Raw genomic sequence first — 20,617 nt, 5'->3', positions numbered from 1 at the left:
GGTCGCGTTGCGCGGAGCGGCGCCCGGCGCTAGGTCTTCGCCATGAACGAAACTCCGACCAGCGCCGAGGCGCCGCAGTGACGGCCGCGGTCGACCCTCGCGCCGACAGCGACCGCAGGGCCCCCGCCCGCGACCGCGCGACCGGCGCCCTGTCCATCGGCGCCATCCTGCTCGCCGCGCTCGTGGCTGCGCCGATCCTCGGCGTGATCGGCGCGCTCGCCATGCCGAGCCAGGGCGCGTGGCGGCACATGGTCGACACGGTGCTGCCGCTCTACGTCTCCAACACGCTCGCGCTGGGGGCCATGGTGGCGCTCGGCGCCGGCGCGGTGGGCGTGGGCGCCGCGTGGCTGGTGACGATGTGCCGCTTTCCCGGCAGGGCGGCGTTCGAGTGGGCGCTCGCCGCCCCCCTCGCCTTTCCCGCCTATGTGATGGCCTACGCCTACACCGCGCTGCTCGACCATCCCGGCCCGGTGCAGACCGCGCTGCGGGACGCGACGGGCTGGGGGCCGCGGGACTACTGGTTCCCCGAGGTGCGCTCGCTGGGAGGCGCGGCGCTGATGTTCGTGCTGGTGCTCTACCCTTACGTCTATCTGCTTGCGCGCGCGGCCTTTCTGCAGCAGTCGGCGCGGGCCTTCGACGTGGCGCGAACGCTGGGCCTGGGGCCCTGGGGCGCCTTTCGCCGGGTGGCGCTGCCGATGGCGCGCCCCGCCGTCGTCACCGGCGTCGCGCTGGCGCTGATGGAGACGCTGTCCGATTTCGGGGCGGTCGCGCATTTCGGCGTGCAGACCTTCTCGACGGGCGTCTACCGCGCCTGGTTCGCGATGGGCGACCGCATCGCCGCGGCGCAGCTCTCGGCCTGCCTGCTGATCTTCGTGCTGGCGCTGGTCGCGCTTGAGCGGGCGCAGCGGCGCGCGGCGCGCTACCATCCCGCCGGCGGCTTCGAGGCGCTCGCGTGTTTTCGGCTGCGCGGGTGGAGGGCGGCGGCGGCTGCGCTGGCCTGCGCGCTGCCCGTGCTGCTCGGCTTCGTCGCGCCGCTGGCGATGCTGGGCGAGATGGCGCTGCGCGACGGCCACAGCCTGTTCGGCCCGCGCTATCTGCGCTTCACGCTGAACTCGATCACGCTGGCCGCGCTGGCCGCCGCGCTCTGCGTGCTGGCGGCGGTGATCCTGGCCTACGCCGAGCGGCTGGCGCCCGGGCGGCTGACGGCCTGCGCCAACAGGGTCGCCGGCATGGGCTACGCGATACCGGGCGGCGTGATCGCGGTGGGCGTGATGATCCCGCTGGCGGCGCTCGACAACGGGCTCGACGCCTGGGCGCGGGAGGCGCTGGGCGTCTCCACCGGCCTGCTGCTGAGCGGCTCCATCGGCGTGCTGCTTTTCGCCTATCTGGTGCGCTTTCTCGCCGTCGCGCTCAACACGGTCGACGCGGGCTTCGGCAAGATCACCCCGTCGATGGACCACGCGGCGCGCACGCTCGGCGCGGGGCCGGCCGGCGCGCTGGCGCGGGTGCACGCGCCCATCCTCAGCGGCGCGCTGCTGACCGCGGCGCTGATCGTCTTCGTCGACGTGATGAAGGAGTTGCCGGCGACGCTGATCATGCGCCCGTTCAACTTCGACACCCTGGCGGTGCAGGCGCATCGCCTCGCCTCCGACGAGCGCCTCACGCAGGCGGCGACGCCCTCGCTGGTGATCGTCGCGGTCGGCATGATCCCCGTGATCGTGCTCAGCGCGCGCATCCGCGCCAGCCGGCCGGGCCGGCGCGCCGGGGAGTGATTTCAGGATGATGATGGTGCGGTCGAGAAGACTCGAACTTCCACGGGAGTTACCCCACAGCGACCTCAACGCTGCGCGTCTACCAATTCCGCCACGACCGCACTGGGCGCGGGGTATAGCGGGGTGAATCGCGCTTGTGAAGAGGCCCCGCACACATCGCGCGATGCGGCGTTCATGCCCCCGGAATGGCGCGTGAGCGACGCGCCGGTGGACTACGCCGAAGCCCTCGCCGAGATGGAGGCGCGCGTCGCCGCGATCGCCGCGGGCGCGGCGCCGGAGCTGGTCTGGCTGCTTGAGCACCCGCCCCTCTACACCGCCGGCCCATCGGCGAGACCCGAGCACCTGCTCGACGCCGGCGGCCTGCCCGTGATCGGGACGCGCCGCGGCGGCCAGTACACATATCACGGCCCAGGTCAGCGCGTGGCCTACGCCATGCTGCGCCTCGACCGCGCCGGGCGCGACGTGAAGCGGTTCGTCAGGCTGCTCGAAGACTGGATGATCGCGACGGTCGCGCGCTTCAACATCCGCGCCGAGCGCCGGGAGGGGCGCGTCGGCGTCTGGGTGGCGCGGCCCGACAAGCCGCCGCTGCCGGACGGCGCGCCCGCAGAGGACAAGATCGCCGCCATCGGCGTGCGCGTGCGCCGCTGGGTCTCCTTCCACGGCGTCGCCCTCAACGTCGAGCCCGACCTCGCGCGCTTCGCCGGAGTGGTGCCCTGCGGGATCAGCGGGCACGGCGTCACCAGCCTCGCCGATCTCGGCGTCACCGCGACGATGGCGGATGCGGATGTTGCGCTACGCGCCGCGTTCGATGAAACATTCGGGCGTGCGTAACGCCGTCGCGCCCCGCTGCGCGGTCCCGCGCGACGCGCTATACCTCATGCGTGAGCGGCGGAGAGCCGCCGCGGATTCTAGGGAAGCAGGGAGAGACGCTTCATGAAGTACCTGATCACGGCCGCAGTCGCGGCGACGCTCATCGGCGGCGCCGCGCAGGCCGCCGACCCGGCGGCCGGCGAGGCGACGTTCGAGAAGGCGTGCCGGACGTGCCACATGGTCGTCACCGACGGCGGCGACACGCTCGTGAAGGGCGGCAAGACCGGCCCGAACCTCTACGGCATCGTCGGCCGCGTCGCGGCGTCCGGTGAGGACTTCAAGCGCTACGGCAAGTCTCTCGAAGCGCTCGGCGCGACCGGCTTCACCTGGACCGAGGCGGAGATCGCCGCCTACCTCGCCGACCCGCGCGACTATCTCCGCGCCAAGCTCGACGACAGCAAGGCCCGCTCGAACATGGCCTACAAGCTGCCGAGCGACGATGATCGCGCCAACGTCGCGGCCTACCTCGCCAGCGTCTCGCCCGGCTCCTGAGCCGCGAAGAAGGCCACGACGCCCGGCGCCCCCACGCGCCGGGCGGCACATTCAGGATCGTCATTGGACGGCCGGGCCCGGCCCCGCTACTTCTGCCCGGCTCCAACGCCGGGAAAGGACCTCAGCGCGATGATCCGCTTTCACTACAACACCGGGCCGAACCCAAGGAAGGTCGCGCTCTTTCTCGAAGAGGCCGGGCTCGAATACGAGCCGGTCAGGGTCGACACGCGCCGCGGCGAACAGCACAGCCCGGAGTTCCTCGCGCTGAACCCCAACGCCAAGGCCCCGGTGATCGAGGACGGCGGCGCCGTGGTGTTCGACAGCAACGCCATCCTGCTGTACCTGGCCGAGAAGACCGGCAAGTTCCTCCATGACGACCGCGCCGCGCTGCTCTCGTGGCTGATGTTCGTCGCGACCGGGCTCGGCCCCTACAACGGCCAGTCGGTGCATTTCGGCCGCATGGCGCCGGAGACGCTGCCCTACGCGGTCAACCGCTACCGCAAGGAGGCCGCACGCCATTTCGCGATCATCGACCGCAAGATCGGCGGCAACCCCTATGTGCTCGGCGACGCCTACACCATCGTCGACATGGCGGCATGGGGCTGGACGAACCCGCTGCCGCTGATCCTCGAAGGCCCCGAGCGGTTCGACGACTTCCCCAACCTCAAGCGCTGGCACGCCGATATCTCCGCTCGCCCCGCGGCGCGGAAGGCGCTGGCGCTGGGGGCCGACGCCGGCTTCAAGACAGAGATGGACGACGAAGCCCGCCGCGCGATGTTCCCCTCCAACTACTGAAGCCGCCCGCGCCGCAGGCTGTCTCGCCTGCGGCGCCGACGAGCGCGCGTGCACCCCGGTCAACCGCCCTCGAAGGCGCAGAGCGCATGGACGTCCACGCCCAGCGCCTCAAGACGACTGCGCCCACCGAGATCCGGCAGGTCGATGACGAAGCAGCAGCCGACGACCTCGCCGCCGAGCCGCTCGATCAGCTTGATGCCGGCCTCCGCCGTGCCCCCGGTCGCCAGAAGGTCGTCCACCACCAGCACCTGCTCGCCGGGCAGGATCGCGTCCTCGTGGACCTCGACGATCGCCTCGCCGTATTCGAGCTGATATTCCTGCGCGATGGTCTTCCAGGGCAGCTTGCCCTTCTTGCGGATCGGCGCGAACCCGACCGAAAGCTGGTGCGCCACAGCGCCGCCGAGGATGAACCCGCGCGCCTCCAGCGCCGCCACCTTGTCGATCCGCAGCCCCGCATACGGGTGCAGCAGCAGGTCGATGGCCATGCGGAAACCGCGGGGGTCGCCGAACAGCGTCGTCACGTCGCGGAACATGATCCCCTCATGGGGGAAGTCGGGGATGGTGCGGATGTAGTCCCGCACGTCTAGGCGCTTGATCATGGAGCGGACTTTCGGTCAGACGCCGCGCACCCTCTTGCGCGACCGCATCACCCCGCCGCGAACGCGGCGGCGCGTCAAGCCCTGCAGCGGCGGGACCGCCTTCACTTGGCGTTGACGGCGTCCACGACGTCGAGCAGGTCGATCCCGAGCAGGCGGACGCCGGCCGCAAGCAGCACGAGGATCGCCGTCGTCAGCAGGGTCGAGATGACGCTCGACTTGACCTGGGAGTCGAGCGAGCCGCTCTGCTCCACGACCTCGGCGGAACGCTCCATGCGGGCGGTGATCGCCTCGCGCGCGATGTCTTCCCGAGCGTCGCCGACGCACATCGCGCCATAGGCGACGAGGGCGTTCTGCGCCTGCTGGCGGTAGCGCGAGATCTGGTCGCTGACGCAGGCGCTCTCGGAGAACGCGATCTCCTCGACCTCACTGGGATGCCGCCCCCGCGCGCGCAGGAAGTTGTGGCTCCAAGCGCGCTTGTGCCGCTTGAAATAGGCGTAGGCGAGCAGTCCCTCGATGTCGTCGTCCACCGGCGCGAGGATTTCGAAGATCTGGTCGAGATCGGGCTGCATCGTCTCGCTCAAGACTTCATCTCCTTGGAGACGCCGTTGGCCGCCGCGGCCGCCGCAAGCGCCCGCCGATACGTCTCCGGCTTCACCGTGACGACCTTGGCGCCGGAGGGCGTCTTGCCGATCTGGAAAGTTTCTCTCTTGCGGTTCTTTCCAGTGCCGACGCGAAAGATCGGTTTCTCGAGCATGCCGCTACCCCCGAACGAATTCTAACAATGATCTTCATGAATACGCCTGGCGTCGCCGCCAGGCGGCCGCGGCTGCGCGCTGCGTCGTCGCATGGCGGCCATTATTCACAGTAATATTAAAATTGCGTCGAACATCGCCGCGGAAATGACATCCGGCGGCGATTTCGCGCAGCGCCGCGCCGCGCGAAGGGTGACGGACGGGCGCGCAAAGATCGCGCGAGACCTGAACAAATCTCGAACATTCGCTTTTCCAGCGGCCTCAGCGCAGCTATGCTGCTGGCATGACCCAGCGATGGACCGACGATCCAGACGCCTTCGAGGAAGCGCCGCTTTCGCAGCTGGCCGCGCCGCGCCCGCGCGCGCCCTATCTCGACGGCCTCAACCCCGCCCAGCGCAAGGCGGTCGAGACGACCGACGGCGCGGTGCTGGTGCTCGCAGGCGCCGGCACCGGCAAGACCCGCGCGCTGACCGCGCGGATCGCGCATCTGCTGGCCTCGGGCAAGGCGCGGCCGAACGAAGTGCTGTCGGTGACATTCACCAACAAGGCCGCCCGCGAGATGCGCCACCGCATCGGAGACCTCGTCGGCGGCGCGGTGGAGGGGATGCCGTGGCTCGGCACCTTCCACGCGCTCTGCGTGAAGCTACTGCGACGACACGCTGAAATTGTGGACCTGAAGTCCAATTTCGGGATTCTGGACAGCGACGACCAGCTTCGGCTGCTCAGGCAGGTCGTGCAGGCCGCGAACATCGACGAGAAGCGCTGGCCGCCGCGGATGCTCGCGGGCCTCATCGACCAGTGGAAGAATCGTGGGCTCGGCCCCGAGGCCGTGCCGGCAGCCGACGCGGCGCTCTACGCCGGCGCGGGCGGCGCGCTCTACGCCGCCTATCAGGCGCGGCTGCGCACACTGAACGCCTGCGATTTCGGCGACCTGCTGCTGCATTGTGTGAAGATATTCCAGAACAACCCCGATGTGCTCGACAAGTATCGCCGCTGGTTCCGCTACATCCTCGTCGACGAGTATCAGGACACCAACGTTGCGCAGTACATGTGGCTGCGGCTTCTGGCGGGCGGGGTTCAGGGTGGAAACATCTGCTGCGTCGGCGACGACGACCAGTCGATCTATGGCTGGCGCGGGGCCGAGGTCGGCAACATCCTGCGCTTCGAGAAGGATTTCCCCGGGGCGACCGTGATACGTCTGGAGCAGAACTACCGCTCCACCGCCCACATTCTCGGCGCCGCCTCGGGCGTGATCCGCGCCAACCGCGACCGGCTCGGCAAGGAGCTGTGGACGGCCGGCGACGGCGGCGAGAAGCTTCGCCTCATCGGCCACTGGGACGGCGAGGAGGAGGCGCGCTGGGTCGGCGAGGAGCTTGAGCGGTTCTCGCGCCGCGACCGCGGCGACGACCGCATCCCGCTCGACGACATGGCGGTGCTGGTGCGCGCCTCGCACCAGATGCGCGCCTTCGAGGACCGGTTCCTCACCATCGGCCTGCCCTACCGCGTCATCGGCGGCCCGCGCTTCTACGAGCGGCTCGAGATTCGCGACGCGATGGCCTATTTCCGGGTCGTGGCGCAGCCGGATGACGGTCTGGCCTTCGAGCGCATCCTGAACACGCCCAAGCGCGGCCTCGGCGACAAGGCGCAGGCGGAGATCAACGCCCGCGCCCGCGCCGCCGGCGCCGGCCTGATCGACGGCGCGCGGCTGGTGGTGGCGGAGGAGGGGCTCACGGCGCGGGCGCGCGGGGCGCTGGCGCGGCTGCTGCGCGACATCGACCGCTGGCGCGCGCAGCTCGCCGCGCCCGGCGCCGATCATGTCGACGTCGCCCGCGTCATCCTCGACGAGTCGGGCTACACGGCGATGTGGCAGGCGGACCGCGGCCCCGAGGCGCCGGGGCGGCTGGAGAACCTCAAGGAGCTGGTGAAGGCGCTGGAGGAGTTCGAGAATCTCACCGGTTTCCTCGAACATGTCAGCCTCGTGATGGACAACGCCTCCGACGACGCCGGCGAGAAGGTCTCGGTGATGACGCTGCACGCCGCCAAGGGGCTGGAGTTCCGCGCGGTGTTCCTGCCCGGCTGGGAGGACGGGCTGTTTCCCTCGCAGCGCTCGATGGACGAGAACGGCGCCAAGGGCCTCGAGGAGGAGCGCCGCCTCGCCTATGTCGGCGTCACGCGGGCGCGGGAGCGCTGCGCGATCAGCTTCGCGGCCAACCGGCGCATCTATAATCAGTGGCAGTCCGCCCTGCCCTCGCGCTTCATCGACGAGTTGCCGAAGGCCCATGTCGAGGTGCTGACGCCGCCGGGGCTGGCGGGCGGCGGCTATGGCGCCGCCGGGCCGCTCAGCCCGTCAGTGCTTGAGCAGGGCGCGGCGGACGCCTCGGTGTACAATTCGCCCGGCTGGCGACGGCTCCAGAGCCGGGGGCGGGAGCGCGGCGCGGCGGCGCCGGCCGAGGCCCGCGCGCTGGTGATCGACGCCCAGGCCGTCGCGCGCTTCGAGACGGGCGCGCGGGTGTTCCACCAGAAATTCGGCTATGGCGCAGTCCTTGGCGTCGAGGGCGACAAGCTGACCATCGCCTTCGAGAAAGCCGGCGAGAAGAGAGTGCTGGCGAGCTTCGTGACCGCGGCGGACGACGCGCCGTGCTGATGCGCGGGCCGATCGCGGCTCCACGGCCCTCCCGCCCCGGGCCCGGCCGGGTCATGCTCATCGTCTGGGGACGCTGCGCTGCGCTCCCGCGCACGACCTCCCCGAGGCCGGGCGCGCGACGCCCCTCACCGGGACGTTCTTCCCGAGCTTCGCGAAGACGCTTTCGCGCGCCCGCGGACGGCTGACCGACCGGGCTCGGCGCGAGGCGCTGCCGCGCGACTGCGCGCCTTGCGCCGGAACGTCGCATATTTGATGCGCTGGCGCGAGCAGGCCGCGCCACAGCCTTCATCGGGGGCAGCGGCGCAGATCCGTCAGGCGCCCCCCCGCGGCGGGCGGCGCGTCAGGCCCCGAAGACGGCCTTGCGCGCCGCGGCGCCGATGGAGGCGCGGTCGAGACCCAGATCGTCGAGCTCGCGGTCGCTCAGCTGCGACAGCTCCTGATAGGTCCGGCGCAGCGCAAGCGCCTGCGTGTAGGCGCGGCCGATGTCGCGCAGCGTCGCAACGGCGCGGTCGAAGAAGCCCGTCGCGCGGTCGGAACGGGCGTGCGTGATGGCGGTCATGGTGCTTTTCCTTGGAAGGAGGGCGCGGGAAGCGCCTGTGCCAAGCGCAGATGCTCCCTGTTGTGCGCCGCAACAACAGCCGCCGGCGCAGCTCCGCATTGCGCCGACGGCAAAGCTTAAAATTGTCGCTTGTCGGAATCGTCGGGGAAAAGAATTCTGCGCGCACCGTCGCACCTGCGCGGCGCGCGTAACACGAGGATTTGCAATGCTACAGGAATTCAAGGAGTTCGCCATCCGTGGCAACGTCGTCGACATGGGCGTGGGCATCGTCATCGGCGCGGCCTTCACCACGATCGTGACCAGCTTCGTCGAGGATCTGATCAACCCGATCATCGGCCTCTTCACGGGCGGCATCGATTTCTCAAACCTTTTCCTGAACTTGAGCGGGCAGGAGTTCAGTTCTGTCGCCGCAGCCAAGGCGGCCGGCGCCGCCACATTGAATTACGGCATGTTCCTCAACGCGGTGATCAGCTTCCTTATCGTCGCCTGGGTGCTCTTTCTCATCGTCAAGGCCGTGAACAATCTGAAGAAGGCCGCCGTCGCCGAGGAGGAGGCCGCGCCGCCGCAGGCTCCGGCTCAGGAAAAGCTGCTGGGCGAGATCCGCGACCTGCTCGCCGCGCGTCAGGCCTGAGCCGCGCGCCGCAAAGTCCGGTCGAGCGCGTCGAGAAAGCGCGACCGGTCGGCTTTCGTGAAGCCCTTGCCGCCGCCTTCGCCGCCCAGCGGGTTGGCGGCGCGCAGATCCGCCATCAGGTCGCGCGTCGCCAGCGCCGAGCCGATATTGGCCGGCGTAAGCGTCTCGCCGTTCGGCTTCAGCACCAGCGCTCCCGCCGTCACGCAGCGATGGGCGAGCGGTATGTCGGCCGTGACGCAGACATCGCCGGGGCCCGCCTGAGCCGCGATCCAGTCGTCGGCGGCGTCGGGGCCCTCCGGCACGATCTGCAGCGTGGCGAGCGGGTGCGCCGGCGGCCGGATGCCGCCGTTGGCGACGTAGATCACCCGCACCTTGTGGCGTTCGGCGACCTTCAGCGCCTCCGCCCGCACCGGGCAGGCGTCGGCGTCGACATAGAGCGTCAAGGCGCGCTGCGGCTCACGCCGCCTTCCACTTGATCGAGCAGCCGATGGCCGGGGTCTGGTCGCGCGGCCCCGCGCCGGTCTCGGCGACCTGGCGCATCGCCTCGAACAGCTCGCGCCGCGCGTCCGGCGAAGCGGCGCGAGAACCCGAACTGTCGAGCCGGCCGCGATACTGCAGCTCCAGCGCCGCGTTCAACCCGAAGAAATCGGGCGTGCAGACGGCGCCCCAGGCTTTCGCCACCTGCTGGCTCTCGTCATGCAGATAAGGGAAGCCGAAGCAATGCGCCTCGGCGAAGCGCTTCATGTTGTCGAAACTGTCCTCGGGATGGGTCGTCGCATCGTTGGCGCAGATCGCGACCGTCGATACGCCGAGGCCCGCGAGGTCGCTGGAGTCGCGCGCCAGCCGGTCGGCGATCGCCTTCACATAAGGGCAATGGTTGCAGATGAAGGCGACCAGCACGCCGTTCGGCCCCTTGACGTCGGCGAGCGCGTGGTCGCGCCCGTCCACGCCGGGCAGCGTGAACGCGGGCGCCTTCCAGCCGAAATCGCAGACGGGGGCCTCGGCCATGCCGGTCTCTCCCTTACGCGACTCGGTTCGGCGGCTCGCGGCCGTCGAAGAACGCCTTGAGGTTCTCCAGCGCCGTCATGCCCATGGCGACGCGGGTGGAATGCGTGGCGGAGCCCAGATGCGGCGCCAGCACGGCGTTCTCCATCGCCATCAGCGCGGGGTTCACCTTCGGCTCCTCCTCGAAGACGTCGAGCCCGGCGGCGGCGATCGGCCCGTCCTTGAGCGCCTGCGCCAGCGCCGCCTCGTCGACGCACTCGCCGCGGGCGGTGTTCACCAGCACAGCGCCGGGCTTCATGATCGCGAGGCGCTCGGCGTTGATCAGGTGGCGGTTCTCGGCGCCGCCGGTGGTGTGAAGCGTCACGAAATCGGCCTCGCGCAGCACGTCCTCGACGCTGGCGCGCTGCTCGGCGCCCACCGCGGCGGCGGCCTCGGCGGGGATCGGGTAGGCGTCGAAGTAGATCACCTTCATCGCAAAGCCGTGGTGGGCGCGGCGCGCCACCGCCTGCCCGATGCGGCCGAAGCCGATCACGCCCAGCGTCGCGCCAGTGGGCTTCACGCCGATCATGTGAGTGGGCCGCCAGCCGGTCCACTTGCCCGCGCGCAGTTCGCGCTCGCCCTCGCCCAGCCGGCGCGCGGCCGAGAGCATCAGCGCCATGGCGAGGTCGGCGGTGCAGTCGGTCAGCACGCCGGGGGTGTTCGTCACCGTGATCCCGGCCTTCTTCGCGGCCTCGGTGTCGATGTTGGTGTAGCCGACGCCATAGTTGGAGACGATCTTCGCGGTCGCGCCCTCGAAAAGGTCCGCCGTCAGCCTGTCGGAGACGGTGGGCGCCACCGCGTCGAAGCTGCGGAGCGCCTCGGCCAGCGCCTGCGGACTCATGGCGACGTCGCCCTCGTTGAAGGTCACGTCGAAGGCCGCGGCCATCGCGGCCTCGGCGTCCGCAGGCCACCGGCGGGTGACGAGCACGCGCGGGGCGGTCATCCGCGGCGATCCTTCAGGCTGGCGTTCATGTCGCGTCTCCCCCGTTATCTCGATGTGGCGGTGCGATGAAGCGCAAACGGGGCGGGATGGTCAACCTGCCGCCGGGGGCGCCACGCGATTTCCGGTTGATCCTTGCCGCGGCGGCTTTCCATGACAGCTTGCATTGCGAGAAACGGAGAGAGACGCGCATGAAGATTTCCCTACGTCCGATCGCGCTTGCGCTTGCGCTGGCCCTCGCCCAACCCGCCGCAGCCGGCGACGCGGAGGACATCCAGGCCGTCATCGGCGCCCAGATCCGGGCGTTCCAGGCCGACGACTGGGCGCAGGCCTTCACCTTCGCCTCGCCGATGATCCAGAACATGTTCCGCACGCCAGACGGCTTCGGCCGCATGGTGCGCGGCGGCTATCCGATGGTCTGGCGGCCGGCCCGCGTCGAGGCCGGCGCGCTGGAGGAAGGGCCCGCGGGCCCCGTCCAGATCATGTATTTCGAGACCGCCGACGGCGCGCGCTACGTCGCCGCCTACGAGATGCTGATGGTCGACGGCGCGTGGCGCATCAACGGCGTCCACATCCGCAAGGCGCCCGACGCGACCGTTTAGGGCGCAGCGCCGCAGCGCCGATTCGCCCGTTCCCGCCGGAGCGCCGCCGAGGCGGACTGGCGTCGACAGGCGGCGCGTCTGAAACGGCGCTTCGTTCGCTGAGGCGTTACTGAAAAAAGCGCCCGATCACGTCGCCATCCGAGCATCGTGATTAACGCGCCGCGCGTAAGCGGCCGTAATTCTCAACTTGCGGGCGACAAGGCCCGGAAGAAAAGCTTGCGCCGGCTTCGGCGCAGGGCCGCAAACCAAGTCCATGAAACCCAACCGCCCGGCGGCTGGCGACGCATGCGCGTCGCGGCCCCTGCGGTCCTGAGCGGGAGAAAACCATGCGCAGCGCGTTCGTGATTGCGGCGGGAGCCGCCCTCGCCCTTTCGGGCCTGACCGCCGCCGAGGCCGCGACCTTGCGGATCTCCGTCACCAACACGGCCGCCGTTGGCGGCTTCGCCATCACGCCGGTCTACGCCGCCGTGCATGACGGCTCGTTCGACGCCTTCACGGCGGGCCAGCCCGCCTCGCTCGGCGTCGAGACCATCGCCGAGCTCGGCTCGCCCGCGGACCTGCCCGCCGAGCGGCTCGCCGCGGACGGGGACGCGGTCGCCGGCGTGGTGTTCGGCCCGACCATCCCGCCCCTGCTGGCGGGCGAGAGCAGCTTTGTCGACATCGATGTCGCCAACCGTGCCGCCCAGCGGTTCTTCACGTTCCTGTCGATGGTCGTGCCCTCCAACGACACCTTCATCGGCAACGACGACCCGCTCGCCTATGAGCTGTTCGACGTCGCGGGCGTCTTCAACGGCCCCCTCAGCATCAACGTCACCGGCCGCCACATCTACGACGCCGGCACCGAGGTGAACGACCCGCTCGAGGGCCCGGCCTTCGTCGCCGGCGTGGACGCGATGCTCGGCACGGACGAGAACGGCGTGGTGACGCGGGGCGTGTTCGGCCTCGCCGATTTCGCCGGGATCGAGACGGCGGCGGGCTTCTTGCTGGACGGCGCGCTGATCGACTTCCTGGGCGATCCGGACGCGTTCCAGGTCGCGCGCATCGACATCGACGTGGCGCCCATCCCGCTGCCGGCCGGGGCGTGGCTGCTGATCGGCGCGCTCGGGCTCGGCGGGCTCGTCGGCCGACGCCGCCGCTGACGCGGCCATCCGGGCGGCGCGCCGTCGCCGCCCGGCTCCGCAACACTTGGCGCGGGCGCATCGCTGCGACTAAGGTCTCCCCGTCCGACGCGGGTCAACCGCGCGAGAAGCAGGGAGCTTAAGATGATCGCCTTCACCCGCCGCGCCGCGCTCGGCGCGCTCGCCGCCGCCGCGATTGCGGCCCACGCCCCCGCGCAGGCTCAGGAGGGCGGCAGCTACATCCTCTCCACCGCCTCCACCGGCGGCACCTATTATCCCGTCGGCGTGGCGCTCGCGACGCTGACCAAGGTGAAGCTGGAGCCGAAGCAGAAGATCGGCATGTCCGCCATCTCCTCCGCCGGCTCCGGCGAGAACGTCCGCCTGCTGCGCGAGAACGAGGCGCAGTTCGCGATCCTTCAGGGCCTGTTCGGCTACTACGCCGTGAAGGGGCTCGGGCCGGTCGAGGCCGACGGGCCGCAGGCGAACGTCCGCTCGATCTCGATGCTCTGGCCGAACGTGGAGCACTTCGTCGTGGAGGGCTCGGCGGCCTCCAGCGGCACGATCAGCGACTTCGTGGCGCTGAAGGGCTCGTCCGTCGCCCTCGGCAGCCCGAACTCGGGCACCATCGGCTCCAACCGCGTGATCCTCGGAAATCTCGGCCTCAACATCGACGAGGACTTCACGCTCGTCGGCGGCGGCTACGGCCCGGCGGCGGAGGCGCTGCAGAACGGGCAGGTCGCCGGCGTCTCCACCCCCGCCGGCGTGCCGGTCGGCGCGATCACGCAGCTCTTTGCCGCCACGGGCGGCTCGGTGCGGCTGCTCGGCTTCAACGAGGCGCAGATCGAGGAGGCGAACGGCGACCTCGGGCTCTGGACGGCCTACCCTATCCCCGCCGGAACCTATCCCGGGCAGGACTACGACGTGACGACCATCGCGCAGCCGAACTTCCTCGCGGTGAACGCCGACGTGCCGGAGGAGCACGTCTACCAGATCACCAGGACGATGTTCGAGAACCTCGCCTTCCTGCAGGCGATCCACCCCGCGACCGACGCGCTGTCGCTCGACAGCGCGCTGGCCGGCCTGCCGGCGCCGCTGCACCCCGGCGCGCTGCGCTACTACCGCGAGGCTGGCCTCGACATCCCCGCGCGCCTGATCGCCGAGTGAGCCGCGCCTGACGGGCGGCTCGACGGCATGGGCGCTCCGGAACCCGAAGCCGACGCCGGCCCGCAGCGCGCCCTCTCCGGGGCGTGGCTGTGGGCCGCCACGGCGCTCGCGGTGGCGATCTCGGTATTTCACCTGACGGTCGCCATCTGGCCCTTCATGGACGAACTGCCGCGCAACGCGCTGCATTTCGGCGGTTTCGCGCTGCTCGCGGCGCTCTGGACGCCGGCCTTCGCCGCCGCGCGGGGCGGCGCGCTGCGGCTGGTCGACGTCGGCTGCGGCCTGCTCGTGCTCGCGGCCGCGCTGTGGGTCGGTTTCAACGAGAGCGCGATCTACGACCGCGGCGTGCGGCTCAGCCCCTTCGACTGGGCGGCGGGCGTGATCATCGTGCTGGGCGCGCTGGAGTTCACCCGCCGCGCCGCGGGGCCGATCATCCCGATCCTGATCATCCTCTCGCTCGGCTACGTCGCCTGGTGGGGCAGGTTCATGCCGGGGGTGTTCGCCTTCCCCGGCCTGAGCCCCGAGACGGTGATGTTCCGCACGCTCTACGGCGACGACGCGATGTTCGGGACCATCGCGCGCATCTCCGCCACCACGGTGTTCCTGTTCATCATCTTCGGCGCATTCCTGCTGCGGTCTGGCGCCGGGGATTTCGTGATCGCGCTGGCGCGCGCCGCCGCCGGAAGGCTGATCGGCGGTCCGGGGCTGGTGGCGGTGCTCGCCTCGGCCCTGACCGGCACCATCTCCGGCTCGGCCGTCGCCAACACCGCCTCCACCGGCGTCATCACCATCCCCCTGATGAAGAAGGCCGGCTTCAAGCCGCATTTCGCCGGCGGGGTCGAGGCCGCGGCCTCCACCGGCGGGCAGCTCATGCCGCCGATCATGGGCGCCGGGGCCTTCGTCATGGCGAGCTACACGCAGATCCCCTACGAGACCATCGTGGCCGTCGCCGCCCTGCCGGCGCTGCTCTATTTCGCCTCCGTCGCGTTCTTCGTTCGGATCGAGGCGAAGAAGCTCGGGCTCGGCCCGATGCCGGGCGACGAGATCACGCTCGGGCAGGCGCTGCGCAAGGGCGGCGCCAGCTTCATCCTGCCGGTGGGCGTGGTCGTGGGCATGCTGCTCTGGGGCTTCACGCCCGCTTACGCCGCCGTCATCGGCATCGTCGCTACGATTGCGGCGAGCTGGCTCACCGAGACGCGCATGGGTCCGTCGGCCTGTGTCGAGGCGCTGGCGCTCGGCGCGCGCAACATGATCTCCACGGCGGTGCTGCTGTGCTCCGTGGGCATCGTCGTCAACGTCATCACCACCGCGGGCGTCGGCAACACCTTCTCCCTGATGATCTCGCAATGGGCGGGCGGCAACCTGCTGCTGGCCATCGCTCTGATCGCGCTGGCCTCGCTCGTGCTGGGCATGGGGCTGCCGGTGACGGCGGCCTACATCGTGCTGGCGACGCTGTCGGCGCCGGCGCTGGCGGGGATGATCGGCGACGCCGCCGTTGCGGCGCAGATCGCGGCGGGAACCCTGCCGCAGACGGCGCTGCCCATCGTCATGCTCGGCGCGCCGGAGGCGGCCGCCGCGCTCTCGGCGCCGATGGGCCAGGCGGAGGCCGCGGCGCTGGTGGCGGGCCTGCCGCTGGAGGTGCGCGCGCCGCTGCGCGAGATGGTGGTGTCGCCGCAGGCGCTGACCGCGGCGCTGCTCTCGGCCCACATGATCATCTTCTGGCTGAGCCAGGATTCCAACGTCACCCCGCCGGTCTGCCTCGCCGCCTTCACCGCCGCCGCCATCGCGAAGGCCTCGCCGCTGGGCACCGGTCTGGCGAGCTGGAAGCTCGCCAAGGGGCTCTACATCGTACCCGTGCTCTTCGCCTACACGCCGCTGTTGTCGGGAGATCCGCTGGCCGCGCTGCAGACCTTCGCCTTCGCGGTCGTGGGCGTCTACGGACTCGCGGCGGGGATGGAGGGCTGGATGGAGACGCGGCTTACCCTCCCGCTGCGCGCGGTGGTCTTCGCCGCCGGCCTCGCGACGGTCTGGCCCTCGCCGCTTTGGGTCAATCTCTGCGGCGGCGCGGTGGTGCTGGCGGCGCTGGCGCTGTCGCTGCGCGCCGACCGGCGGCTCGCAGGCGCCTAGGGCGCGCGCGCCGCCAGCGCCTCCACCTCCACCACGAACTCGGGCCGGGCGAAGCCCGAGACGATCATCAGCGTGGAGGCCGGCAGATGTGCGCCCACCCAGGCGTCGCGGGCGGCCATGTAGCCGGCGAGGTGCTCGCGTCCGGTGACGTAGGCGTTCAGCCGCAGCACGTCCGCCACCCCCATCCCCGCCTCAGCGAGAATCGCGGCGATGTTGGCGAAGCAGAGCCGCGCCTGCGCCTCGGCGCCCTCCGGCGCCGCGTCGTCGGGCCCGACGCCGAGCTGGCCTGACACCGCAACGAGGCGCGCCCCCGCCGGCGTCTCCACGCCATGGGCGTAGCGCGCGAAGGGCGGGCGGATGGCGGATGGCGAAAGGGTTCGCATGGGCTGACTCCGAGCGGGCTCTCGGCGCAGCATGGCGCGCTGGAGCGCGACGCGAAAGCGCGCGGCGCGGCGTCCCCGGGCGCCGCTTTTTCCGGCAGGCGGCGCCAGGGCTCGAAACTTGAACGGCTGCGCCTCGACACCGGCGCGCGGCGCTCTTTAACTAGGGGACGGATCAGCCGACGCACCGTCGTCGCACGGGAGACCGCCATGCGCCTTGCAGCCGCACTCGCCTTCGCCGCCATCGCCGCGCCGTCCATGGCGCAGGAGCTCCGGCCGTTCCGCTATGCGACCAACTGGGTCGCGCAGGCCGAGCATGGCGGCTTCTACCAGTCCATCGCCGACGGAACCTATGCGGCCTGCGGGCTCGACGTGTCGATCACGCCCGGCGGTCCGCAGGTCAACGGTCGCGCGCTGATGCTCGCCGGCCGCGTCGACGGCTACATGGGCGGCAACATGCTCCAGCCCTTCAACGCGCTCCGCGAGGGCATTCCCATCGTCGTGGTCGCGGCGAGCTTCCAGAAGGAGCCGCAGGTCATCATGACCCACCCCGGCGTGGCGGAGAAGTTCGAGGACCTGAAGGACCTCACCCTGCTCATCGGCGACGCCGGCTACCAGAGCTACTACCAGTGGATGAAGGCGGCCTACGGCTTCACCGACGCCCAGCGCCGGCCCTACACCTTCAACTCCGCCCCGTTCCTGACGGACACGCAGTCCGGCCAGCAGGGCTACGTCACCTCCGAGCCCTACTCCATCGAGACCGAGGCGGGCTTCGCGCCGGACGTCTGGCTGCTCGCCGACTACGGCTTCGACAGCTACTCCACCACCATCGAGGTGACGCGCGAGACGCTGGAGGCCCGTCCCGAGGACGTGAAGTGCTTTGTGGAGGGCTCGGCGAAGGGCTGGGTCAACTTCCTGCACGGCGACAACGCCGCCGCGCGCGCGATGATCAAGGCCGACAACCCCGACATGCGCGACGACCAGATCGACTTCGCGATCGAGGCGCTGACCGATTACGGCATCGTCATCAGCGGCGACGCCGAGACCATGGGCGTCGGCGCCATGACCGATGCGCGCATGAAGTCCTTCTACGAGAACATGGTGAAGGCCGGGGTGATCGAGGACGGGCTCGACATCGCGAAGGCCTACACGCTGGACTTCGCCAACACCGGCGCCGCGCTGCCGCTGCAGAAGACGCTGGTCCAGAACTGAGCGCGGGACCGGGCGCCGTGACAGCCACCCGGACGGCTCTCCAGACGGCGCCCCTGCTGCGTCTCGAAGGCGTCACCAAGGTGTTCGGGGGCGCCACGACGGCGCTCGACGGCATGTCGCTTGCGGTGCGCGACGGCGAGTTCCTGTCGCTGCTGGGGCCGTCTGGCTGCGGCAAGTCCACCGCGCTGCGGCTGATCGCGGGGCTCTCGCAGCCGACGCGCGGCCGCATCCGCTGGCGCGAGGGGGCGGAGGCCGCGCTTGGCGTGGTGTTCCAGGAGCCGACGCTGGCCCCGTGGTCCACGGTCTTCGACAATGTCTGGCTGCCGCTGCGTCTCAGGGGCGTCGGCCGGGGCGTCGCGCGGGCGCAGGTGGAGGAGAGCCTCGCCTCGGTCGGGCTGGAAGGCTTCGCAAAGGCTTATCCGCGCGAGCTCTCCGGCGGCATGAAGATGCGCGTCTCCATCGCCCGCGCGATGGTCACGCGGCCGAAGCTGCTCTTGATGGACGAGCCCTTCGCCGCGCTCGACGAGATCACCCGCTTCAAGCTCAATGACGACGTGCTGGCGCTGCAGGCCAGGCTCGGCTGCACCGTCGTCTTCGTCACCCACTCCGTGTTCGAGAGCGTCTTTCTCTCGGGCCGGGTGGTGGTGATGGCGGCGCGCCCCGGCCGCGTTGTGGAGGAGATCGCGGTCGAGGCCCCCGCCCGGCGAGACGACGCCTTCCGCACTGCGCCGGAATACGCCGCGCAGTGCCGGCGCGTCTCGGACGCGCTCAAGAACGCGATGGCGCAGGCGTGAGCGCGCCGGCGGACATCGGCCGCGCCGCGGCGCGGAGCCTGCCGCTCGACGCCGAGGAGGCCGCCCGCGCCCGACGCGCGCGGCGCGAGCGCGTCGGCGCGGTCGCCCTGCCGCTGCTGGTGGTCGGCGGCACGATACTGCTCTGGCACTGGTTCGTGACCGCCTACGCCGTGCCGCACTACATCCTGCCGGGGCCGGGCCGCGTCGTCTCCCAGCTCGTTGAGGACTGGGACGTGCTGTTCGGCGCCCTGCTCGTGACCCTCAAGATCACCCTGCTTGCGCTGGCGACGGCGGTGCTGGTGGGCGGCGGCCTCGCGGTGCTGTTCTCGCTGTCGCGCTGGGTGGAGATGAGCTTCTTTCCCTACGCCGTGATCCTGCAGGTGACGCCCATCGTCTCCATCGCGCCGCTGATCTTCATCTATGTCGAGAGCCCCACGGCCGGGCTGCTGATCTGCGCGTGGATCGTGGCGTTCTTCCCGATCCTCTCCAACACGACGCTGGGGCTGAGATCGGTCGACCACAACCTCGACGACCTGTTCACCATCTACGGCGCGACGCGCTGGCAGCGGCTGCGCCACCTGCAGGCGCCCTCGGCCCTGCCCTACTTCCTCGGCGGGCTGCGGATCGCGGGCGGGCTGTCGCTGATCGGGGCCATCGTGGCGGAGTATGTCGCGGGCTCCACCGGCACGAACGGCGGGCTGGCGTTCCGCATCCTCGAGGCGTCCTACCGCCTCAACATCCCGCGCATGTTCGCCGCGCTGCTGCTGATCGCGCTGGCGGGCGTCGCGATCTTCGCCGCCACCGCCCTGCTGCAATGGCTGGCGCTGCGCAGATGGCACGAGAGCGCGGTGAGGCGCGAGCGATGAATCGCTGGACGCGGCCCGAAGGCGACTGCCGCCTCGCCCACGCCCGGCTGCTCGGGCAGGGCCTGCGCGACATCTGGCTGACGGGAGACCGCATCGCCTTCGAGGGGCCGCCGGACGCGCCGGTGGTGGACCTGCGGGGCTGCATCGTCATGCCCGGCTTCGTCGACTGCCACACCCATCTCGACAAGGGCCACATCTGGCCCCGCACGCCAAACCCCGACGGCAGCTTCCAGGGTGCGCTGGAGAGCGTCGCGGCTGACCGCGAGGCGCGCTGGAGCGCCCGCGACGTCGCCGCCCGCATGGAGTTCGGCCTGCGCTGCGCCTACGCCCACGGCACGGTTGCGCTGCGCACACATCTCGACAGCATCGGGCCGCAGACCGGCATAAGCTGGCCTGTCTTCGCCGAGGCGCGGGACCGTTGGGCGGGCCGCATCGCGCTGCAGGCCGTCTGCCTCGTCCCCATCGACATGGTGGGGAGCGACGCGTTCCGCGAAACGGCGGACGTCGCAGCGCGCCACGGCGGCGTGCTGGGCGCGGTGACGTTTCCGGTTCCCGACATCACCTCGCGGCTCGACCTGCTGCTGCGCATGGCCGCAGAGCGCGGGATGGACGTCGATCTCCACGTCGACGAGACGCAGGATCCTGACGCGGCGACGCTGCGCGAGGTCGCGCTCGCCGTGCTGCGCACGGGCTTCGCGGGGCGGGTGCTGTGCGGCCACTGCTGCTCGCTCGCCCGCCAGCCCGACGACGCGGCCTCGGCCACCATGGACCTCGTCGCCGCGGCGGCGCTTTCGGTTGTGTCGCTGCCGCTCTGCAACCTTTACTTGCAGGACCGACACGCCGCGCGCACCCCCCGCTCGCGCGGCGTGACGCTCGTTCACGAACTGAAGGCCCGCGGCGTGCCCGTCGCCTTCGCCTCCGACAACACGCGCGACCCGTTCTACGCCTATGGCGACCACGACATGCTCGAAGTGATGCGGGAGGCGGTGCGGGTCGCGCATCTGGATCATCCGGTGAGCGACTGGCCCGCCGCCTTCGCTGCGACGCCCGCGCGCATCATGGGCGTGAAGGCGGGCGAGATCGCGCAAGGCGCGCCGGCCGACCTCGTCGTGTTTCCGGCCCGGGAATGGACCGAGTTGCTCTCGCGCCCGCATTCCGACCGCCTGGTGATCCGCGGCGGCAGGGCCATCGACGCGCGCCCGCCCGACTACGCCGAACTCGACCAGCTTTTCGCGCCGGAGCCGGCGCAGGCCTGAGAC

Annotated in this window: 22 protein-coding genes and 1 tRNA gene; 14 read left to right on the top strand and 9 right to left on the bottom strand. The window is 70.8% G+C overall.

Annotated elements, in window-relative coordinates; all coding sequences use genetic code 11:
- Positions 1-77: 77 nt before the first annotated feature.
- A complete protein-coding gene (locus BLW43_RS05250; RefSeq protein WP_245730926.1) occupies positions 78-1,772 on the top strand; it encodes an ABC transporter permease in 1,695 nt (564 codons plus the stop codon).
- A gap of 14 nt (positions 1,773-1,786) precedes the next feature.
- Here BLW43_RS05250 and BLW43_RS05245 read toward each other — a convergent pair.
- Positions 1,787-1,873 (bottom strand) — tRNA-Leu (locus BLW43_RS05245).
- A gap of 73 nt (positions 1,874-1,946) precedes the next feature.
- On the opposite strand from BLW43_RS05245, the gene lipB reads away from it, so the two are divergent.
- The 3 genes from lipB to BLW43_RS05230 all read left to right on the top strand — a co-directional run bounded on the left by lipB (position 1,947) and on the right by BLW43_RS05230 (position 3,929).
- The gene (lipB, locus tag BLW43_RS05240; RefSeq protein ID WP_093249754.1) at positions 1,947-2,603 is read left to right on the top strand and encodes a lipoyl(octanoyl) transferase LipB; all 657 of its coding nucleotides are present in this window, start codon (positions 1,947-1,949) and stop codon (positions 2,601-2,603) included.
- A gap of 102 nt (positions 2,604-2,705) precedes the next feature.
- Positions 2,706-3,134 (top strand): c-type cytochrome, encoded by a 429-nt coding sequence (locus tag BLW43_RS05235; RefSeq protein WP_093249750.1) that lies wholly within the window; start codon positions 2,706-2,708, stop codon positions 3,132-3,134.
- Between the two features lie 129 nt (positions 3,135-3,263).
- Positions 3,264-3,929 (top strand): glutathione S-transferase family protein, encoded by a 666-nt coding sequence (locus tag BLW43_RS05230; protein ID WP_093249747.1) that lies wholly within the window; start codon positions 3,264-3,266, stop codon positions 3,927-3,929.
- A gap of 59 nt (positions 3,930-3,988) precedes the next feature.
- Here the strand turns inward: BLW43_RS05230 and BLW43_RS05225 are convergent, their stop codons facing one another.
- The 3 genes from BLW43_RS05225 to BLW43_RS23385 all read right to left on the bottom strand — a co-directional run bounded on the left by BLW43_RS05225 (position 3,989) and on the right by BLW43_RS23385 (position 5,282).
- Positions 3,989-4,528, bottom strand: coding sequence for an adenine phosphoribosyltransferase (locus BLW43_RS05225; protein ID WP_093249743.1), 540 nt, complete (start codon positions 4,526-4,528; stop codon positions 3,989-3,991).
- Positions 4,529-4,629: 101 nt separating this feature from the next.
- A complete protein-coding gene (locus BLW43_RS05220; protein ID WP_093249740.1) occupies positions 4,630-5,109 on the bottom strand; it encodes a hypothetical protein in 480 nt (159 codons plus the stop codon).
- The gene (locus BLW43_RS23385) at positions 5,106-5,282 is read right to left on the bottom strand and encodes a hypothetical protein (protein WP_175478765.1); all 177 of its coding nucleotides are present in this window, start codon (positions 5,280-5,282) and stop codon (positions 5,106-5,108) included. The genes BLW43_RS05220 and BLW43_RS23385 overlap by 4 nt, the downstream gene beginning before the upstream one ends.
- Positions 5,283-5,563: 281 nt before the next feature.
- Here BLW43_RS23385 and BLW43_RS05215 point away from each other — a divergent pair, with 281 nt between their 5' ends.
- Positions 5,564-7,924 (top strand): ATP-dependent helicase, encoded by a 2,361-nt coding sequence (locus BLW43_RS05215; RefSeq protein ID WP_093249736.1) that lies wholly within the window; start codon positions 5,564-5,566, stop codon positions 7,922-7,924.
- 340 nt (positions 7,925-8,264) lie between these two features.
- On the opposite strand, the gene BLW43_RS22855 is transcribed toward BLW43_RS05215, so the two are convergent.
- A complete protein-coding gene (locus BLW43_RS22855; RefSeq protein ID WP_139283987.1) occupies positions 8,265-8,483 on the bottom strand; it encodes a DUF1127 domain-containing protein in 219 nt (72 codons plus the stop codon).
- Positions 8,484-8,688: 205 nt separating this feature from the next.
- On the opposite strand from BLW43_RS22855, the gene mscL reads away from it, so the two are divergent.
- Positions 8,689-9,114 carry a large conductance mechanosensitive channel protein MscL gene (gene mscL, locus BLW43_RS05205; RefSeq protein WP_093249730.1) on the top strand — a complete coding sequence of 142 codons (426 nt, stop codon included), beginning with the start codon at positions 8,689-8,691 and terminating at the stop codon, positions 9,112-9,114.
- Here mscL and BLW43_RS05200 read toward each other — a convergent pair.
- The 3 genes from BLW43_RS05200 to BLW43_RS05190 are packed head-to-tail and all read right to left on the bottom strand — an operon-like array spanning position 9,105 to position 11,101.
- The gene (locus BLW43_RS05200; RefSeq protein ID WP_093249726.1) at positions 9,105-9,557 is read right to left on the bottom strand and encodes a YaiI/YqxD family protein; all 453 of its coding nucleotides are present in this window, start codon (positions 9,555-9,557) and stop codon (positions 9,105-9,107) included. The genes mscL and BLW43_RS05200 overlap by 10 nt on opposite strands.
- Positions 9,558-9,570: 13 nt before the next feature.
- Positions 9,571-10,122, bottom strand: coding sequence for a thioredoxin family protein (locus tag BLW43_RS05195; RefSeq protein WP_093249723.1), 552 nt, complete (start codon positions 10,120-10,122; stop codon positions 9,571-9,573).
- A 13-nt stretch (positions 10,123-10,135) separates the two neighbouring features.
- Positions 10,136-11,101 (bottom strand): 2-hydroxyacid dehydrogenase, encoded by a 966-nt coding sequence (locus BLW43_RS05190; RefSeq protein WP_093249716.1) that lies wholly within the window; start codon positions 11,099-11,101, stop codon positions 10,136-10,138.
- A gap of 188 nt (positions 11,102-11,289) precedes the next feature.
- Between BLW43_RS05190 and BLW43_RS05185 the strand changes: the two genes are divergently transcribed.
- From BLW43_RS05185 to BLW43_RS05170, 4 genes are all read left to right on the top strand, one after another.
- Positions 11,290-11,700, top strand: a complete 411-nt coding sequence (locus tag BLW43_RS05185; protein WP_093249713.1) for a DUF4864 domain-containing protein — start codon at positions 11,290-11,292, stop codon at positions 11,698-11,700.
- 326 nt (positions 11,701-12,026) lie between these two features.
- Positions 12,027-12,839: a spondin domain-containing protein gene (locus tag BLW43_RS05180; RefSeq protein ID WP_093249712.1), complete on the top strand. Its 813-nt coding sequence runs from the start codon at positions 12,027-12,029 to the stop codon at positions 12,837-12,839.
- Positions 12,840-12,962: 123 nt separating this feature from the next.
- Positions 12,963-13,982, top strand: coding sequence for a TAXI family TRAP transporter solute-binding subunit (locus tag BLW43_RS05175; protein ID WP_093249711.1), 1,020 nt, complete (start codon positions 12,963-12,965; stop codon positions 13,980-13,982).
- 27 nt (positions 13,983-14,009) lie between these two features.
- Positions 14,010-16,106, top strand: a complete 2,097-nt coding sequence (locus BLW43_RS05170) for a TRAP transporter permease (protein WP_093249710.1) — start codon at positions 14,010-14,012, stop codon at positions 16,104-16,106.
- Here the strand turns inward: BLW43_RS05170 and BLW43_RS05165 are convergent.
- Positions 16,103-16,489 carry a RidA family protein gene (locus BLW43_RS05165; RefSeq protein WP_093249709.1) on the bottom strand — a complete coding sequence of 129 codons (387 nt, stop codon included), beginning with the start codon at positions 16,487-16,489 and terminating at the stop codon, positions 16,103-16,105. The genes BLW43_RS05170 and BLW43_RS05165 overlap by 4 nt on opposite strands.
- Before the next feature lie 207 nt (positions 16,490-16,696).
- Between BLW43_RS05165 and BLW43_RS05160 the strand changes: the two genes are divergently transcribed.
- Genes BLW43_RS05160 through BLW43_RS05145 form a run of 4 tightly spaced genes read left to right on the top strand, consistent with a single transcriptional unit; the run spans position 16,697 to position 20,614 of the window.
- Positions 16,697-17,698 carry an ABC transporter substrate-binding protein gene (locus BLW43_RS05160; RefSeq protein WP_093249708.1) on the top strand — a complete coding sequence of 334 codons (1,002 nt, stop codon included), beginning with the start codon at positions 16,697-16,699 and terminating at the stop codon, positions 17,696-17,698.
- 17 nt (positions 17,699-17,715) lie between these two features.
- Positions 17,716-18,492 carry an ABC transporter ATP-binding protein gene (locus tag BLW43_RS05155; protein ID WP_245730925.1) on the top strand — a complete coding sequence of 259 codons (777 nt, stop codon included), beginning with the start codon at positions 17,716-17,718 and terminating at the stop codon, positions 18,490-18,492.
- Positions 18,489-19,358: an ABC transporter permease gene (locus BLW43_RS05150; RefSeq protein WP_245730924.1), complete on the top strand. Its 870-nt coding sequence runs from the start codon at positions 18,489-18,491 to the stop codon at positions 19,356-19,358. The genes BLW43_RS05155 and BLW43_RS05150 overlap by 4 nt, the downstream gene beginning before the upstream one ends.
- Positions 19,355-20,614, top strand: coding sequence for a cytosine deaminase (locus tag BLW43_RS05145; RefSeq protein ID WP_093249700.1), 1,260 nt, complete (start codon positions 19,355-19,357; stop codon positions 20,612-20,614). The genes BLW43_RS05150 and BLW43_RS05145 overlap by 4 nt, the downstream gene beginning before the upstream one ends.
- The last annotated feature ends 3 nt before the right edge of the window (positions 20,615-20,617 follow it).

This window comes from Rubrimonas cliftonensis (assembly GCF_900107585.1).
GTDB classification, from domain to species: Bacteria; Pseudomonadota; Alphaproteobacteria; order Rhodobacterales; family Rhodobacteraceae; genus Rubrimonas; species Rubrimonas cliftonensis.
Note: the sequence above shows the minus strand (reverse complement) of the source record. Positions and strands in the feature narration are given on the sequence as shown.

Bases quoted from the DNA above. Each gene is read 5' to 3' on its own strand.
- lipB (WP_093249754.1), top strand. From the start codon at position 1,947: ATGCCCCCGGAATGGCGCGTGAGCGACGCGCCGGTGGACTACGCCGAA.
- BLW43_RS05195 (WP_093249723.1), bottom strand. From the start codon at position 10,122: ATGGCCGAGGCCCCCGTCTGCGATTTCGGCTGGAAGGCGCCCGCGTTC.
- BLW43_RS23385 (WP_175478765.1), bottom strand. From the start codon at position 5,282: ATGCTCGAGAAACCGATCTTTCGCGTCGGCACTGGAAAGAACCGCAAG.
- BLW43_RS05160 (WP_093249708.1), top strand. From the start codon at position 16,697: ATGCGCCTTGCAGCCGCACTCGCCTTCGCCGCCATCGCCGCGCCGTCC.
- BLW43_RS05185 (WP_093249713.1), top strand. From the start codon at position 11,290: ATGAAGATTTCCCTACGTCCGATCGCGCTTGCGCTTGCGCTGGCCCTC.
- BLW43_RS05225 (WP_093249743.1), bottom strand. From the start codon at position 4,528: ATGATCAAGCGCCTAGACGTGCGGGACTACATCCGCACCATCCCCGAC.
- BLW43_RS05230 (WP_093249747.1), top strand. From the start codon at position 3,264: ATGATCCGCTTTCACTACAACACCGGGCCGAACCCAAGGAAGGTCGCG.
- BLW43_RS05170 (WP_093249710.1), top strand. From the start codon at position 14,010: ATGGGCGCTCCGGAACCCGAAGCCGACGCCGGCCCGCAGCGCGCCCTC.
- BLW43_RS05235 (WP_093249750.1), top strand. From the start codon at position 2,706: ATGAAGTACCTGATCACGGCCGCAGTCGCGGCGACGCTCATCGGCGGC.
- BLW43_RS05180 (WP_093249712.1), top strand. From the start codon at position 12,027: ATGCGCAGCGCGTTCGTGATTGCGGCGGGAGCCGCCCTCGCCCTTTCG.
- BLW43_RS22855 (WP_139283987.1), bottom strand. From the start codon at position 8,483: ATGACCGCCATCACGCACGCCCGTTCCGACCGCGCGACGGGCTTCTTC.
- BLW43_RS05190 (WP_093249716.1), bottom strand. From the start codon at position 11,101: ATGACCGCCCCGCGCGTGCTCGTCACCCGCCGGTGGCCTGCGGACGCC.
- BLW43_RS05165 (WP_093249709.1), bottom strand. From the start codon at position 16,489: ATGCGAACCCTTTCGCCATCCGCCATCCGCCCGCCCTTCGCGCGCTAC.
- BLW43_RS05175 (WP_093249711.1), top strand. From the start codon at position 12,963: ATGATCGCCTTCACCCGCCGCGCCGCGCTCGGCGCGCTCGCCGCCGCC.
- BLW43_RS05215 (WP_093249736.1), top strand. From the start codon at position 5,564: ATGACCCAGCGATGGACCGACGATCCAGACGCCTTCGAGGAAGCGCCG.
- mscL (WP_093249730.1), top strand. From the start codon at position 8,689: ATGCTACAGGAATTCAAGGAGTTCGCCATCCGTGGCAACGTCGTCGAC.
- BLW43_RS05145 (WP_093249700.1), top strand. From the start codon at position 19,355: ATGAATCGCTGGACGCGGCCCGAAGGCGACTGCCGCCTCGCCCACGCC.